At 65.7% G+C, this 16904-nt stretch carries 9 protein-coding genes and 1 pseudogene; 5 read left to right on the top strand and 5 right to left on the bottom strand.

Translation table 11 applies throughout. The features are described from left to right. The first annotated feature begins 170 nt into the window (after window positions 1-170). Window positions 171-2798 (top strand): hypothetical protein, encoded by a 2628-nt coding sequence (locus HDA40_RS09305; RefSeq protein ID WP_253753987.1) that lies wholly within the window; start codon window positions 171-173, stop codon window positions 2796-2798. Window positions 2799-3047: 249 nt separating this feature from the next. Here HDA40_RS09305 and HDA40_RS09310 read toward each other — a convergent pair whose 3' ends face one another. The 4 genes from HDA40_RS09310 to HDA40_RS09325 all read right to left on the bottom strand — a co-directional run bounded on the left by HDA40_RS09310 (window position 3048) and on the right by HDA40_RS09325 (window position 9970). Beyond that, a complete protein-coding gene (locus HDA40_RS09310) occupies window positions 3048-3989 on the bottom strand; it encodes a 5'-nucleotidase (protein ID WP_253753988.1) in 942 nt (313 codons plus the stop codon). Window positions 3990-4457: 468 nt separating this feature from the next. Then, window positions 4458-4772 carry a hypothetical protein gene (locus HDA40_RS09315; RefSeq protein ID WP_253753990.1) on the bottom strand — a complete coding sequence of 105 codons (315 nt, stop codon included), beginning with the start codon at window positions 4770-4772 and terminating at the stop codon, window positions 4458-4460. Between the two features lie 75 nt (window positions 4773-4847). Continuing rightward, window positions 4848-9593, bottom strand: coding sequence for a S1 family peptidase (locus HDA40_RS09320; protein WP_253753992.1), 4746 nt, complete (start codon window positions 9591-9593; stop codon window positions 4848-4850). A gap of 59 nt (window positions 9594-9652) precedes the next feature. Next, entirely contained in the window at window positions 9653-9970 is a 318-nt protein-coding gene (locus HDA40_RS09325) for a trypco2 family protein (protein WP_253753994.1), read from the bottom strand. A gap of 291 nt (window positions 9971-10261) precedes the next feature. Here HDA40_RS09325 and HDA40_RS09330 point away from each other — a divergent pair, with 291 nt between their 5' ends. The 3 genes and pseudogenes from HDA40_RS09330 (at window position 10262) to HDA40_RS09340 (ending at window position 12617) form a co-directional block, all read left to right on the top strand. Then, entirely contained in the window at window positions 10262-10774 is a 513-nt protein-coding gene (locus tag HDA40_RS09330; protein WP_253753997.1) for a hypothetical protein, read from the top strand. A 201-nt stretch (window positions 10775-10975) separates the two neighbouring features. Further along, window positions 10976-12234 (top strand): annotated as a pseudogene (locus HDA40_RS09335) (IS256 family transposase). Further along, entirely contained in the window at window positions 12231-12617 is a 387-nt protein-coding gene (locus HDA40_RS09340; protein WP_253753999.1) for a hypothetical protein, read from the top strand. Before HDA40_RS09335 ends, HDA40_RS09340 begins: the two are co-directional and overlap by 4 nt. Before the next feature lie 335 nt (window positions 12618-12952). Here the strand turns inward: HDA40_RS09340 and HDA40_RS42495 are convergent, their stop codons facing one another. Beyond that, a complete protein-coding gene (locus HDA40_RS42495; protein WP_253763964.1) occupies window positions 12953-13138 on the bottom strand; it encodes a hypothetical protein in 186 nt (61 codons plus the stop codon). Between the two features lie 465 nt (window positions 13139-13603). Between HDA40_RS42495 and HDA40_RS09350 the strand changes: the two genes are divergently transcribed. After that, window positions 13604-16654 (top strand): KAP family P-loop NTPase fold protein, encoded by a 3051-nt coding sequence (locus HDA40_RS09350; protein WP_253763596.1) that lies wholly within the window; start codon window positions 13604-13606, stop codon window positions 16652-16654. The last annotated feature ends 250 nt before the right edge of the window (window positions 16655-16904 follow it).

Raw genomic sequence — 16904 nt, forward strand, 5'->3', positions numbered from 1 at the left:
GCCTTTAGACAAGCGCCTGGTCGCGGGGTTCGGCACCGGGTGCGAACGAAGCCGAAGAGCGCTGCTGGTCACCGTTCTGGGTGACGTCGGCGTTCGCGTCGAAGCTGGTGGCGGTCTACGGTGGTCCGTCAGCGTTCGGTGCGACCGCCGAACAGTCGGGAGGCGTCCGAATGGCCGACAACAACCCTGCCACCGATCCCCCGGAGATCGGTCTGGACGCGGTGCAGTCCCTGGATGCGTTCGCCCGAGCATGTGACCGGTTGCGCGCCGGGCGTTCCTACAGTGACCTGAGCAAGGCGGCGCGGCCGCGGCCGCTGCCGGCCGCGACATTGAGCGACCTGTTCAACGCGAAGTCCACGCCGACCCGCGACACGGTGATCACCTTCCTGACCGCATGCGACCTCGACAACGAGGCACAGCGGCCTTGGTTGGCCGCGTGGGAGCGGGTAGCCACGGCTCACAAGCCGCATCCGGTCGGTGCGGTCCGGGTCGGTGCGGCCCGACCGCGGCTGCTCGGCGTGCACGCCGCGATCCAGATCCCAGGCACCGCCAAGGAGTTGCCGCCGTACGTGCCGAGGGACCTCGACGCCGACCTGCGCGGCGCGCTAACCGCCGCCGCAGGGCAGGGCGGGTTCGTGCTGCTCATCGGTGGCTCGTCGGTCGGCAAGACCAGAGCCCTGTACGAAGCCGTCCACGCCGAGCTACGTGAATGGTGGATGCTGCACCCGGCCGACACCCCAGCGATCACCGCATACGCCGCGGTTCCGACGCCCCGGACCGTGGTATGGCTGGACGAGCTGCAGCGCTACGTCAACCACGCCGACGGCCTGCCCGTCGGGATCATGCAGCAGCTCATCACCGCCGGGTCGGTCGTGGTCGCCACGCTGTGGCCCGACGAACACAGCATGCGCACCGCCCGGCCCCCTGCCGGGCGGTCCGACCCGTACGCCAGCGACCGCGACCTGCTCCGCCTCGCCCACATCATCCGGGTACCCGACACACTCAGCCCGGCCGAACGACGCCGCGGCGACGCCCTCGCCCCCAACGATCAACGCATCCGTATCGCGCTTAGCGCGACCGACGCCGGCTTCACCCAGGTCCTCGCCGCCGGCCCTGCTCTCATCCAGCACTGGGAGCAGGCCACCGACTGCTACGGCAAAGCCGTCATCACCGCCGCCCTCGACGCCCGCCGCGTCGGAACCCACCAGCCGCTCACTCGCGCGTTCCTAGAGGAATCGGCGCAGGTGTACCTGACCACCGCTCAGCGGGCCACGGCACCCGAAAACTGGCTGGAACAGGCACTGGCGTACGCCTCTATCAAGCTGCACGGTGCCGCCTCTTGCCTCACACCGGTCGCCGCCGGCATGGGCCGTATCGGCGGTTGGAACAGCGCAGATTACCTCCACCAGCACGCTCAGCGGGTCCGGCGCACCGAACCATTGCCCGACGCAGTGTGGCAGGCCCTCGTCACTCATCACCACCCCAACGACAACCATTGGCTTGCCGAGAGTGCACGGTTACGTGGGCTCAGCGCCCACGCCATCGCCCTCTTCCGGCCGCTCGCCGACGCTGGCGACGAAAACGCCTCTCGCTACCTCGCGGAACTGCTTGGAGACCAGAACCATGTCGACGAGCTCCGTGACCGGGCGGGTGCAGGCGACTGGTATGCGTCCAATGAGCTCGCTCGGTGGGTGGCAACGCACGGCGACGTCGAGGAGCTTCGTCTGCGCGCCGAGGCGGGCGACGTCTCGGCCCGCGACCAACTTGATGAAGTCCTTGCTCTACAGGGTGACGTCGATCAGCTCCGCGGAAGGGCACACGCCGGCGACCCCTATGCCTGCTACCTGCTGGTCCACCACCTCGCCGCAACCGGACACGAGGATGAGGCAATCAGCGTCCTCCGTGCATGGTCCACCGTCACCCCCAAGCTCAACTCTGTGCTTGCCGGGCTGCTCGCACGGCGAGGCGAGATCGACGAGGCGATCGCGTTGCTCCGCGAGCGGGCAGCCACCGGTGAGCCCCAGGCCAACTACGTGCTGCCCCAAATGCTCGCTGATCACGGACATCTCGACGAGTCGATCGCAATGTTGCGCGCGCGTGTCGACGCCCTTGGCAGGTTCCAGTCCCACTTCTTGGCGCAGGTGCTCGTCCAACACAACCGCATCGACGAGGCGATCGACGTACTCACCAACGCCGCCAAGCACCCAAACGACCTGCTCAAATCCGATGTCTTCGCCAGCGAGATGCTCGCGCAACTCCTCGTTGAACAGGGACGACTCGAACAACTCCGCCAACAGGCAGACCTCGGCGACAGCTGCGCGGCTACCGCACTGGCCAAGTATCTCGTTGCCGAAGGTCGGCTCGACGAGCTTCGCGAGCGATCCGAAGCCGGCGACGTCGCTGCCGCTGATCATCTGGCTCGGCACCTGGCAGAGCCCGACATCGACACCGCCGTCCTCCAGCTCCGCGCGCAAGTCGACGCTCGAGTACCGGGATCAGCGACCAGTCTTGCGCGTCTGCTCGCCGACCACGGTCGCGTCGACGAGGCAATCGCGCTGCTGCGCGACCTCGTCGGCTCCGGAGGATATGTCGTCGCCGTATGTTTGATCAACATACTTGCCCAGCACGGCCGTCTTGGGGAACTGCGGGAGGAACAGGCCGCTGGCACCCATGACGCTGCGCTGGCCCTGCGCAGCCTCGAACGTGGCGAACCGTGGCCCCGGCGCCCACGGCAACCGGGGGAACCCGTTCGGAAACCGGCGCTGCGATTGGACTTCCTGTTCCTCGACCCGCCGTAGGTTGAGGAATAAATCGGATGCGTGGCTTCGTGTACACACGGCGGCGCCGCTACCGGTGAGCTGCCGTCCGGGGGCCGGGCCCATTTTGCGGACCGATCCACCAGCCCCCTGAACAGCCGCTGGCGGCCGCAGACTCGACGCCGAGCATCGCACGCCCCTCCGACATGCGACGAGCTGCTGTTGCTCGCCGAGCATGTGCCTGAGCTCGGCGCACTCGCCGGGCAGAGCGGTGGGGTTTAACGTGTCCGATCATCCTTGACCCTCGCCAACCGACAACTGATTGGCGACGCCGAACGGCACATGGACGCACGGCGTGACGGACTGGAGGTGCAGTCGCTGATCGTCGAAGAAGATGTGTGGCTTGAGCACGTCAAGGATGCGATGTTTCTCGATTCCGCCGAGGAAGAAGGCATCGTTGACCGTTACGCCCCACTGTTTGAGGCTCGCCATCGGACGTTCGTGCGCAGGCGCGTTGCGCGCGGTCACGATCGATACATGAAGCCGGATCTGGTAGTGCGCGTCCTCGCCCTTCCTCTTCTCCTCCAGAGCCTGGATCTTGTTGATCTCTCTGAGGAGATCGCTGAGAGGGCCACGCTCCAGAGGCGTCGTCGCATTCTCTTGCTCGTGCCGACGGAACTCCGCGAGGCCACGTGTCGAAAAGATCTGCTCGGAGCCATCGTCAGCGAGGACTCCGTCGAAATCGAATGCGATGCGCAGGTCGTCGTCCCCGTCGTCGGTGTAGGTGGAGGGCAGCACCTGCCCGGCGGGAAAGCCTCTCGCAATCGCCTCCTGGACATCTTCCTCGTTGGCAGACAGGAACAACGACATGCTCAAGGCTCGGATGAACTTGAGCGGAGATCGTCCACGCATGAAGATCGCCCTGGATATGGCAAGTCCATGGTCTTCTACCGATCTCATCACCCGGAGGCCGGTGTCCGGGTCGTTCTTGGACATGATGACTACCTCGACGACCGGATCATCCGGAGTGGGGCTCAGGTCGTTCAGAGCCAGGAGTCGCTTGACGAAGGGGAACGCGACGCCTGGGTTTAACGGTTCGGCAAGCTTGGCCTGCTGATAGTCGCGGTAGGCGGCCTCACCGTGAGTGCGGAACACATGGTCGGATTGCGTCAGGTCAAACAGGGCGCTGGAGGCGATACCTATCACCAAGCGCTTTTCAAGGTCATACGGCATGGCTCAGGTTCCTGCCAGTTAGATCAGTTCTTGGCTGGCCGCGGCGAACCAACTCGAGTATCGCCGATGGGGCCGTAACCGCGAGGCTTAACCGAGGATCTGGCCGCTTTCGATCACCTCCCATGCCTAGTTCGGCGTAGTCAGGGGCCGGACTCTGGGCCTACCTGTCGGCGATCGCCGCCGCAGTGATCGGCTTTGGCCGCCCGCTCGCGATCGTCGAGGCAATCGACTCCCCGACAATCTCCGTGCTGCGAAATGCGGAGCGAACTGCTCGGCCTGGTACCTGATCACCGGCTTGGACCGGACTCGCGTAGCTGCACACCACGTTGGCGCAGCTCTACCGGGGGCGGGTGCGTAAACCTCCTGGTCCGCCGAGTCACCACCCAGGGCAGCCGCTCCCCCAAGCGTTTCCACAGATGGTCGGAGCGACTACTCGTCAAAACTCGGCCGTCGCGGTATCGCAGCTGTTTACCCGACGGCAACACTGCTCCCCCTGGCCCCAGCGAAAGCCAGCAAGTGCCGCGCGAAACCGAGGGTGATCGGCTGCCAGCGTTGCGTGCCAGCCTTTTCCGTCAGATGCACCTGCCTGTTGCGCACGTCGAGGTCGGCCGCTCGCAGGCCCAGGGCGCTCCCGCGACGGGAGGCCGTCTCGGTGTGCAGACACAGCAGCAGCACGTCGAGGACCACGTCGTCGCCACTGGCACGGGCGGCTTCGTTGATCTGGTCGGTTTCATCGCAGGTCGGGGCGCGGCGGGGGTTGGGCAGTCGGCGCGGTTTGGCCACCTGATGTGCGGGCTGGCGCCGGGTTCAATGAACCGTCGGCGGTCGTGCGGTTGAACAGGGCACGGGTGGCGGCGATCAGGTGTTCTCCGGCGTGACGGCCGCAGTGGACGCCTCGGGGTGAGCGAGGAGGTCTTGGCAGATGCCTCGCCGAGTCGCTGCGTCGACGGCAGGCAAAGCAGCGATCCAGCTGCCGCCGAGCACAATGGCTGACGCGATCACGCTTGCGATCCGGGCTCCGGATCCCGGGTCGGCGCTCCATACTGTGGCCAGCTCGAGTAGACACTGGGCTTCGACCTCGCGCCTGGGGATTGTTCGGGCGACGCGCTCGGCGTAGTCAGAGTCCGCACGTGCCGTCATTTTCGCGACCTCGGCCAGGCTCTGCGATCGCGCGCTCGCATGGTCGATTGTGCGCGCAATCTGCTCGGCTGCGCGGCGGTCGCCTACTGCGATGATTCGCACCGCGCCCGTTAGGACCATCGTTCTCTGGAACAGCCGGGTGATGGAGCACGCCACTTGCGCGGCCTCGATGCCGACCTGCGCAGCACGCTTCGGATCGTCAGTTACAAGTCCCTGAGCGACCGCGAGCAGTGCGCGGGCTTGGCCTTCTGGATCAGCAAGTGTCCGGGCGAGTTGCTCAGCACGCTCGGGAAGGCTGCTGGCTATCGTCTGTGCGATATTGCCGTAGGCGTCGCTTTGTTGATAGTCGTCGGCGATGCGTCGTGCTGCACGGAGCGCGTCATCCACAAGCTGCAGCGCATGGCCGGGGTCCACCTCGGCAAGCGTCTTGGCGAGCGTGGCCAATGCGTGTGTCAGGTGCCTCGGGTCGGCGATGGCGTTGACGATCTGCAGTGCCCGGGCGGCGTCGTGGGTTGCGATGGCGGTTGCCGATTCGGTGAGCGCTCGGATCTGGGCATCTGAGTCCGGAATCGTTCTGGCGATGTCTTCAGCAGACTGGAGGATCCGCACAGCCCTGGCAAGGTCCGTCGGCGCCACGGTTCGCGCAATCAGGCTGAGTGCTTTGAGCCGGGTTGCTGGTTCGGTGATCGCGTTGGCATGTTCTTCGGCACGTGTGGGATTACGGTCGGCGATTGCAGGCATCAGGTTGGTAAGTGTCTGTGCCTGAGTGTGTAGTTCGGTGATCAATGAGACGGCTTGCTCGGCGTCCTCGAGTAGTCGGACCGCGTGCTGGGGATCGGCACTGGACAGGGCGGCGGCGACGTCTAGCAGCGCTCGGCTGCGGGCGCCGGGATCGGCGATCGTGCGGGCGAGCTGTTCGGCGCGGTGGGGATCGACTAGTCCAATCGTGTGGACGAGATCCGTCAGCAGCTGCGCTCGCTGCTCTGTACTGGCAGCGCTGGGGAGTTCGCTGGCCTCTATTGCGATTGCGACGGCACGCGGCGGGTCGTGGTCAACGACGACTTTCGCGACCATCGCTAACGCTCTGGCGCTGAGTCGTGGGTCAGCGATAATCTTGACCATTTCCAGCGCATTTTCGATGTCAGTCGCCGCGATGGTAGTTGCGGCGCTGGTCAGTGCGTCTACGTGCTCGCTCGAGCCCGTGAGGGTGCGGGCGACCGCGATGGCCTGTTCAGGGTCGCGGTCCGCGATCGTTTGTACGACGGTGGCTCTGGTTCGCGGAGGCAAGGAAGGGTCGGCGATCGTGCGTGCGATCTCTTCTACGATGCCCGCAAGGCGTGCGGCACGGACGGGATCGCTGCGCACCATTGTTTGTGCCAGGCTTGTCAAAACCTGTGCACGTGTTGAGGCGTCCGTGATCGCCAGCGCGGTTTGTTCTGCCTGATCGGGGTCTGTCGCCGCGATGGACTGCGTGATGGCTGTCAGGATTGCCAACCGTCTCGGAGCACCTTTGATGGTGTCAGCCATTCGCAGAGCCCGGTCCGGGTGGATGGCAGCAGTCATGATCGCGGTGGTTGTCAGTGCCTGTTGCTGGGGGCCGTACTGTTCTATCTCCTGGGTCGCACGAAATGCTCGTGCGGCTATCCGCTCGGTGCGGTGACGGTCGTTGCCACCGATCTCCAGTGCCACGGCCTCCAGCGCCCGCACGCGCACGCTCGAGTCCGTGACAGCGCAAGCCATCGCTTCTGCGCGGTCGAGGTCGACGATTGCAGCCGCTTGTATACGCACCATGAGCGCACGCGCTCGAAGATGCGGATACGGCGTCTGGCCGGCAATCTGTTCGGCGTCAACAGCGAGCCGGGCAGCGCGGGCTGTGTCTCCGTGGATGATCGCCTCGGCTGCGTTGATCATCGCCTCGGCTCGGGCGGCTGGCTCGAGGAGACCTGACGCGACTCTTACCGCGCCGTCCGTGTTGAGGACTACGGCTGCTGCCACGATGGCCACGAGGGCACGCGTCTGTTCGCCCGGTTGGCGGACGGCGTGGACGATCTGCTGTGCCCGTTCGACGTCAAACTGCGCGGTCACCTGCGCGATATGTGAGAGGGTTCGCGCTTGTTCGTCTGGGTCGGTCAAGGAGTGTGCGATGCGTTCGGCCTCGGCAATCAGGCGAACAGCGAGTCCTTCGCGGGTCTCCCAGATCGACTGCGCGGCAGAGGCCAAGGCTCGTGCGAGTGGGCCGGGTGTCGTGATGGTCCGCAGGATCTGTTCAGCACGGTCGGGTTCCCCGTGTACGACGATAGTAGCGATAGCGGTCAGGGCTTGAGCCTGTCGATCTGGCTCGAAGATGGCACGGGCAGTCTGTTCGGCGTCATGGAGGAGCCTGGCAGCGTCGGCTGGGCGGGTGGCCAGGATCGTCCGCGCGACCGATGCGAGTGTCTCTGCCTGACTGAGTGGATCGGGACGCGAGCGGATGATCGCCTCGGCGCGGGTTACCTGGCCGAGTTGAGCCCATAGGGCCGGTAGGCCAGCGGGTAGCGCGCCATGGCGCTGCAGCAGCGTTTCCCTGTGGCGAGCTAACCGCACGATGGTTCGAAGATCCGGGTTGGCTGTGGCTGCCAGTTGCGTCAAGGCGGCGTGGATCTCGGAGTATGCGGTGTCGTCGCCACCCGTGCAGGCGAGCATCAGGTCGTGGCGTGCGACATCCTCCGCCAAGGATGTCAGCCGTGCTGTGTCGCCGATTGCTTCGAGTAGCCGCGGGTATCCGGTCAGTAGGAACTGCGGCGTTGTGGCCGGCCAGTGATCTGCGTGGTACTGGTCGGCCCAGTGGTGAATCCGCTGGCGATGGCCGGCCAGCTCCACATCGCCGATCAGGTCAACGGCCTGCTCGCGGAGCACGTCGTGGGCGAATAGGTAGACGTGCTGCGGATCACCAGCTGCCGGGGTAAGTCTCCCGCGCACTGTACGGCCGAACACCGACTTGAGTAGCTCTGCGATGTCATATCGCGGTTGGCCGGTGAGCTTTTCTAGATCGATGAGCGTCAGACCGCCACCGCTGGCCGTTATCAACCCGACCACGTCGCGACGCAGCCCTCGTGCTACCAACAATTCCCGCAGTTCAAGTTGAGCCACCCGCCCGATCTCAGCGGCGTGAGGCGATGCTTCGAGAATCCGCCGTTGGCAGTGCCATAGAGGATGGTCTGCCGGCAGATCTCCAGGCAACTGTGGGTCCGGCCTGCCAGCAACGATCACCTTCAACCCGTCCGGTGGATGTCTCGGCAGGAGCGACGCGATACTACGAAGTCCGGACCCCGCCTCCGTCCCAGTATCTTCGTCCAACCCATCGACGATAAGCACTAGCTGCTGGCCGACGGCATGCGCTTGGCGGACACACTTGCGCAAGAACGAGTGGTACGCATCAGCCATCGTCGTCATATTCGGCAATTCCTCGCCGGCCAACGCGGCCAGATGCCCGGCGACGGCGTGCAGGAAGCCGTTGCTGTCGTTTTCGCCGGCTTGCCGGGCAGTCACGAAGTACGGCACCACAGTCACGCCGGCGGGCGGATGCAATGCAAGCGTCGCCATCAAGGCAGTCTTGCCAGCCCATGGCGGTGCCTGCCAATACGTATATGAGGCATCGCCAGCGCAGAATGAGGCGAGCTCGGCGAGCTCGTCGTCCCGATCCTGGAGTCCGTCGACCGGAACAATCTCAGTCAGCCGATCAGCAAGGGCCTGTAGTTTCCCAGCCGCCCACGGCGGAGCGCCAGCAGTTGGGAGCTGATCCAGCGACTCCCATCCCAGCAAAGCTAGGACTTCGGTACGATCATTCTCGCCAAGCGTGTCCAGGCCCAAATCCAGGCGCGCGGCGGCAAGCCGTGACAAACCTTCGCGTCGATGATGGTCCGTAACGACGGCGACCAACAGACCCGACCTGTCGAAGACCGGCGCCCCAGACATGCCCTCCCACGGCGAACCACCAAATGGCGGATCCGACGGAGGAGCAGCTACCGTAACTTCGCACCGGCCGGTACGCCAATTCCCCTGCGGCGCCAGCCGCAACGGAATCTGCGTCAGCTCGCGAAACTTCGGCTTGCCGTCACCGTCTCGAGGTTCTGTGCCATCGGCATTGCGCATCTTGAACCACGGGAACCCAAACGCTTCGCAATCGATGACCGCGGCGCGTTCGCCGAATCTTCCTACCTGGACTGGGGTCACTACTCCCCAGTCGGCATCCACAGCTACCAGCGCTACGTCCGACGAACCGAGCCGGACGAATGACCGCATCTCCAGCGTCCGGCTTCGCTCCGAACCCGCCTCGAGGACCATCGTCACGCGAGCCGCGCCATCCACGACATGCCACGCGGTTAACACAAGGTCGGCACGAAGAAGGAACCCCGTCCCCCGCATTTCGGCACCATCGGGAAGGTCGGCCAATACCTCGAGAACTCGGCTCGAATCCACTTCCACGCCTGAAAGTCACCCATCTATCGGGACACGAACCGTCCGACCTACCACTCGGCCGTCGTTCACTCGGGCCGCTCCTCGCCGGGCTCGGCAAGACCCGAGATCTGAGACGACTCTCCATCGGGACCGATCGGTTGCAGCGTCAGCTTGATACGGTGCGTAACCTGCGACGAGCGTTCACTCCCAGCCGAGACGTCCACCACCCACAGTGAGGCCTTCCCGCCTGCGGACCGCGACGAGTCCACGACCACGGCAAGTTCCAGCTCAACCGGACCCACTTTGAACTTCAGATCCTTGCCCTCGCCGTGCCAGGCCGCACGCGACAGGTCGCCCCTCAGCTGAAAGATCAGGTCAGCGATCGTCACCTCGTCGGTGCTCACGGCACAGACTCCTTCCGCCAACAACCCAAGAGGCCATTTTGGCTGATCCATGGCAAAACCCGGGACTGATGTCGGCCAACAGACACCGCACGAACAACATCCAGCCCAGCCGTCAGGGATGTTGATCAGGGACTGTAAATTGCTCCTCTGTCAACAGGCTGCGCGGCGCACGATGTCGCTGCGCATTGCCTGGTTAGCGACGTCGGATAGACGGCGTTTGAGGACGCGTAGAGCTTCCATTCCGCCGTCTCCGCCCGGCCTTGCGGCGAGCGGGAGTTGGCGAGCTGGCTCGTGACAGCGCACCTGGCCGAGAACTTGTTCGCTACCAACGAACTGGGCGCGCAAACGTTCAAAATCGCTGTGCGGGACAGCCACCCAACACCCTGGTCCTACGCCCACTTCCGCAAGCAACTCTTCGCGGCCGCAAGAAAGAACCATGAAGACGCCGTCGAATGGCTGGTAGTCGCCGCGTTGAGACGTGAGCCCAGCTACGCGGTCGGCGAGATCCTCACTGGCCTCAGGGGAAATGCGGAGGCGCTGGGATCCGCCGCCGAAGTCGCAGCATTCCAAGCCCAACACCTGGCCGCCGAATCGCCCGAGTTGGCGATCGCCGCACAATTCTGGGAAGCGTTGCTCGCTGCGGACAGCCAGATCATCCCGCGGTCTGCCCTACATCCGCTCGGTCGGAGGGCGTTCGTCGATAGCGTGCCGAACGAGTCTTGGCCCCCAGCGATGGTACGAACACTGGAGCTGACCGGCGGCGAGATCGATATGTGCACGGAAGTCGCCGACCGCTGCTCCTGATCGGATACGGAGACGCTAGGAGCGTGAATACACTGCTCGGTCAGCACTCGAAGTCCTGCGGCAGTTGGCCGACCGGCCACTGATGCCAGAGAAATGCTTGAGACCTATGGATCGGGTCAGGAGGGGCGTACCTTCCCGATGATCGGATCGTAGGTCTCAAGCAAGGCCGACGTTGACGCGTCGGTCGGGAAGGCACGCCTGGTGTTGACTTTAGTCGCGGAGAACGGAGAGCGCCGCGAGGGCGTCCCGCTGCTGGATGACATCGTGCGGGAAGGCACCCGGCGGATGCTGACCGCGGCGTTGGAGGCCGAGGTCGATGCCTACCTGGCCGAGTTGGGGGCCGAGCGTGACGAACGCGGCCGCAAGCTGGTGGTACGCAACGGACACGCCCGGCCTCGGGAGGTGATGACCGCAGCCGGTGCCGTGCAGGTGGCGACGCCGCGGGTTAATGACAAGCGCGTCGACGAGACGACGGGTGAGCGGCGTCGGTTCCGGTCGCAGATCCTGCCGCCGTGGTGTCGCAGGTCGCCGCGGGTAGCCGAGGTACTGCCTCTGTTGTACTTGCACGGCCTGTCGACCGGTGACGTTGTGCCCGCGTTGGAGCAGTTCCTGGGCTCGGCGGCCGGTTGTCGTCGGCGACGATCACCCGGCTGACCAAGCAGTGGACCGACGACTACCACGCCTACAGCGCCCGAGACCTGTCCAGCGTGGGCTACGTGTACGTGTGGGCCGACGGCATCCACGTCAACGTCCGGCTCGTAGAGGACAAGCTGTGCTTGCTCGTTATCGTCGGGGTCCGTGCAGACGGGTCCAAGGAACTCGTCGCGCTGGCTGATGGTTACCGGGAGTCGACCGGGTCGTGGGCCGACCTGCTGCGCGACTGCCACCGTCGGGGCATGCGCGCCCCCGTTCTGGCCGTCGGCGACGGTGCGCTGAGGTTCTGGGCCGCGCTGCGCCAGGTGTTCCTCGACACTCGGGAGCAGCGTGACTGGGTCCACAAGACCACCAACGTCCTGGCCGCGCTGCCCAAGTCCGCGGACCCGGGAGCAAAGTCCGCCCTGGCCGAGATCTACAACGCCGAGGACAAACGCCACGCCCAGGCCGCGGCCAAACAGTTCACCGCCGCGTACGGGACCAAGTTCCCCAAGGCCACCGCGAAGATCACCGACGACCTGGACGTGCTGCTGAGCTTCTACGACTACCCGGCCGAGCACTGGGTGCACCTGCGCACCTCCCACCCGATCGAGTCGACGTTCGCCACCGTCAGGCACCGCACCCGCGTCACCAAAGGCCCCGGCAGCCGCGCCGCGGGCCAGGCCATGGCGTTCAAACTCATCGAATCGGCCCAAGACCGGTGGCGGGCAGTCAACGCACCACACCTAGTCGCCCTTGTCCGTGCAGGCGCGAGCTTCGTCGGCGGTCACCTCGTCGAGCGACCGGCGCAGGCGGTCGCCGCGTGAGCACTCCACCGCACCCGGCCGCCGGTGGGCGGTGGCCCACCGACAAGCTGACCGCGTTGCGGCTCGGCCAGCGGCTGGTCACCGAGGTGCCGGCCTCCGGGCCGGGCCGGCGCGCGTTCGTCGACATCACACCGATGAGAACCCCGGCCGACACCGACGCCTGGCGGCAGGGCTGGAAACGTCCCGACCACGCCCGCACGTTCCGCCTGCGGCACTGGGACTACGACGCCGACCTCATCGACGGCTTCGACTACGACATCAACGCCGTCCTCGTCAGGGAAGCGACCGCCGAAGGCGAACCTGAACTGATCACAACGCTCAAGACCTGGCAACTGGGTCCCGACCAGTTCCTCTACCCCTGGCAAACCGACGATCCGAGATAGGTCAGGCCGGAGAACTCATCCACAGGTCTTGACTATTCCTCCTGATGCCAAACTCCACACGTCTCCGCAATAGACTCCTCGATCTTGGTTTCCATGAGGCCGCCGAAGTTGGGAGATCACCCGGGATTAGGCCCGGAAGTCCAGGTCAGGTGCCACGGTCCCGTGGCACCGCCGTCCAGACCGGGGCCCACGCGCAGACCGCCTACCGGAATGAAGGATCGCGCCGGGACTGGTCAGACCGTTTCGGCGCGCAAGGTCGATCACATCGCGGGCCGATCGGCACGCATGGGGCTCAGCCATGGCGCGCCCCACGACCTTGCGGGAGTAGAGGTCGATCACAGTCGCCTATAGCGCCAGCCCTGCTTTGTCGGCAGGTCCGTGATGTCGCCGACGAACAGCTGCCCAGGTGCGGTGGCGGTGAAGCCGCGCCGAACAGGTCCGTCCGGATGCGACAGCCGGATCGTGCTTTGGTTGGGGTTGCGACGACAGCGGGAGACTCCGGCGATGTATCGTTGGCGCATGATCCGCTCGGCCTTCATGTAGTTGACCGGCTGGCCGCGTCTGCACAGTTCGGTGGCGACCCGCTCGGACCCGTACGCGCCCCTGGTTCTCGGCGTGGCCCGTGTTGATCACTGTGGCGAGCTGGTCTTCAGCGGCCTCGCGCGGGCGCATCGCGTTCCCACGCGTAGAACCCGGAGCCGCCCACATCCCAGGACCTGGCACAGCCACTCCACGCAGTAAGGGCGGTGCTCGGAGATCAAACGCCTGCTCCGGCCCGTGCCATGCATGTGCACAGCCGCTCAGCACCACCTGGTCGGGGCTGCGGAGGGCGCTTCTCGACCGCTCAAAGCGTCCACTGGTCTACGGCAGATAATCGTGCTTAATCTTGCCGCCGAGTAGTCGAATCGCGGCAGACCCAGTTATGTGATCTTCCGCCAAATGGGTTGTGGGAGCGTCGGTTCGGTACGCTTGCCGCGGCTTTGGAGATGCTGGCGAAAGAGGTGTCTGGCTTGCCCGAGGGCAACTGGTGGGTCGATGACCCAATCGACGGGCCGAGCGAGGACCTTTTCGGGCGCGGCCCCTTCGTCGCCCGCGCGGTCGCCCTGCTTAACCAGATCGGCTCCCGACCGAGCAGCACGGTGGTCGGTCTGGTCGGCCCGTGGGGCAGCGGTAAGACCAGCACCATCCGGATGATCGCGGCGGGACTCGACCTTGATAGGTGGGGCGTCACTTGGATCAACCCGTGGGCGCTGTCCGGTCCCGACGCGGTCGTCACCGAGCTACTCGGCGCCATCCGCGCCGCGGTGCCCGCGAAGACCACCGCAGGTACCCGGGTCCGGAAGCAGCTTTCCCGATACGGCGCGCTGGCCACGCCGGCTTTGTCGCTCGTGCCGCTGGTCGGTGGCGCGGCAACCGCGGCGGCCAACGAGGGGATAAAGTTGCTTGCCAGCCAGGGAACTACCCTCGGGGAACAGGCAGACCAGGTTCGCGACGCTCTGCACGCGCTGGCCCGCCCGACGCTGGTCGTCATCGATGACGTCGACCGGCTGCAGCCCGAGCAACTCCTGGCAGTTTTCCGGGCGGTGCGCGTGCTGGGCCGGCTGCCGCACGTGCACTATGTCCTCGCGTACGACCAAGAAACCATCCTCGACGTGCTGTCCACAACCCCGATCGCCGACAAGCACGGCGCCCGGGCCGTCGCGTTCCTGGAGAAAATAGTCACGTTACGCCTCGAGCAGCCGCCGGTCCGCCTCGAGCATGCTGAGTCGCTGTTCAACATCGGCTGCGCTGGCGCGCTCAGCCGGGCGTCCGCGTCGCTGAGCGAGGACGCCCAACGCCGCATGGTCGAAGAGCGAGAGGCGCTGCTGCTGCGGATCCTGACCGAGCCGCGCAGCGTGGCCCGGCTGCTCACCCAGGTCGACATCTACCTGCCGCTGGTCGGCGCCTCCGAGATCGACGTCGTCGACTTCATCACCCTGACATTCCTGCGAATCACCTATCCACGCCTATACCAGGCCATCGCCATGCACCGCAGCGCCCTTGTCGACACCACCGACCCCGCCGACCTCCGCACCGAGTTCGACGAGGCGGCGCTGGTCAGACTCGACGTCCCGGTGCCGCACACCGGTCGGGTCGCGGACGCCCTTCAACGACTCTTCCCGAATCTGACCACCGATCCGGTGAGATCGAAAATGGCCCAGCACTGGCGGCGCGGGCAGCGACGCATCAGCGACCCCGACTACACCGAGCGGTACTTCGCGCTGACATCCATCACCAGCGAGATCAGCGACGATGGCCTCGTCCGGGCCATCCGAGAGTTGACCGAGGGACGCCATGACGTGGCGGCCAAGGAACTCACCCTGGCGTTGCGCCCTGACCTCACCGACGCTCACGCGTGCGCCCGGACAGCCCGTACCCTCCGGCGGGCCGCATCGCTGTCCGCGGAGCTGTCCGGCACCGAGGCCGCAGCGGTGATCCCGTACGTGTTCGAACAGTTCGACCACCTTCGCAATCCCACAGCGGGTGGGTTCGGTCCTGACGAGGAAGCGACCGTTTGGCTCGCCGCGCTGCTGCAACGGGCCGACGGCATGCCGGTGCCCACTACCTCGTCGGGCGATCCCGGTCTGCTGCCGCACTTGTTAAAGGCGATCCGGATGGCGGTCACCGAGCCGGCCGACGCCACCATCGCGCGTCTCGCCGCACAAACTCCCGGCTCGTCGTGGCTCGCGGACCTCGTTCAAGCCACGTATGAAGCGGCGTGGGCGCGAGTCCAGGACCACACACGTCTCGGCGACACCGCCCCCATCGAGCCGGTGAGCCTATACGTCTCAAGGCTGGAGTCAATCTTCGGCCAGGCGGACATCGACCGGCGGATCGCCACTGCCGTCGTCGACGGTCTGCCAATCGCGGATCTCGCGGCCCGCCTGGTCGACACCGAGGTCGTGTTCGCGCCCACTGGCGCTCACACCCGCATCGGTGGGTTCGACGCGACGGCGTTCCTGAGGCGTATCGGACGCCACCGTGTCTCCTCTATGCGAGCGCATCTGGATAGCGCGGCGGCGGGCCCTCAGCCCAGCGCTTTCGACCGCGCAGACGTGTCATGGGCGAACCGGCGGCGGTTCGCCGCCAGCGCTCTCATCGACGCACTCGATGCCGGCAAGGCAGAACCGGGACTGCTGCTGCCGAACCCGCCCGAGGCGCATCACCACCCCTTCACCAACTACCGTCCCTCGTTGATAAACGATGGAGGCGATCCGCTCGACCTAACGCTGCAGGTCGCCGTGCTGCTATCCTCGAGCGAGGAGCTTCCTGCACGCGTTCAGGGCGGATGGGGTCCCTCAGCCGCGAAACGTGAAGAAATAATGCTCGCCGCGATGCGAAGCGCACCGATCAGCGGTTGGCTCCGGGCACGCCACTCCGACTGGGGCATAGATACCGAATCCTGGGCCATCAGCGACGCTGACGGTCGCAATTACACCACTGTCCAGTCCGGTGCTCGGGCCGCCACGCCCGGGACGCTTGGGCTACGTCAGACCCTCCCCGTCAGGATCGGTGCCCAGCTCACCACTGGCCATAACGCACAAAGCCAGCACCAGCAGTCGCTGCTACTGACCGTCGGCATCGGATTCTACCTGGCCGAACTCGACGAACGGCGCCAACCCGCAGTGACGCGGGCCCGCGTCGTCCCCCTTCCTGCAGCGCTCACCCTGCATGGCATGTTTGAACTAGCTGACGCGCTCGTCCGGTGCGCGCAGACGGCGACAGCGCTGTGGATGCAGCTCGACGACCAGTCAACCCCACCCGGAACTGCGCTCCTGAACCTGTCGCTGACAGCTACCGAAGGATTCGCCGCGGTCGTCGACCTCAGCGCCTATTCCCGGCGAGGCACTGCCGTCCGTAGTCAGTACTCCAAGGTCTACCAATACCGGTCCGGATCCAGCGACATCGCGGCGGCGGCGCTGCGGGACTGGCTCAGCGAGGCCGGGTACCGGGACCACGAGCAGGCAATCCTAGACATGTGGGATTCCACGCCCTAACAGTGCGGTGGACCCTCACACGCGCAGGTCGGTTGAGATCGTCCGCTGCCGTGGCATCGTCGGCGAAGGACCTCGCGAGTGCCTATCATGATTACCGGCTACCGCCGCATGGCCCCTGGTACGAACGCAATGCCTATCGTGAAGCGTCTCGAGACGCTAGAATCCCCACTCGGTCTCAGCGGCACCCCGATGACCGTCGACACCTTCCATGCAAAGTCGCAGGGGTGCGCGCAGGCCGTTCACCACTATC

It is taken from the genome of Hamadaea flava, assembly GCF_024172085.1.
Taxonomy (GTDB): Bacteria; Actinomycetota; Actinomycetes; order Mycobacteriales; family Micromonosporaceae; genus Hamadaea; species Hamadaea flava.

What these genes read in the sequence shown, in the direction of transcription:
- HDA40_RS09310 (WP_253753988.1), bottom strand. Translation starts at nt 3,989, where the DNA reads ATGCCGTATGACCTTGAAAAGCGCTTGGTGATAGGTATCGCCTCCAGC.
- HDA40_RS42495 (WP_253763964.1), bottom strand. Translation starts at nt 13,138, where the DNA reads ATGCGCCAACGATACATCGCCGGAGTCTCCCGCTGTCGTCGCAACCCC.
- HDA40_RS09350 (WP_253763596.1), top strand. Translation starts at nt 13,604, where the DNA reads ATGCTGGCGAAAGAGGTGTCTGGCTTGCCCGAGGGCAACTGGTGGGTC.
- HDA40_RS09305 (WP_253753987.1), top strand. Translation starts at nt 171, where the DNA reads ATGGCCGACAACAACCCTGCCACCGATCCCCCGGAGATCGGTCTGGAC.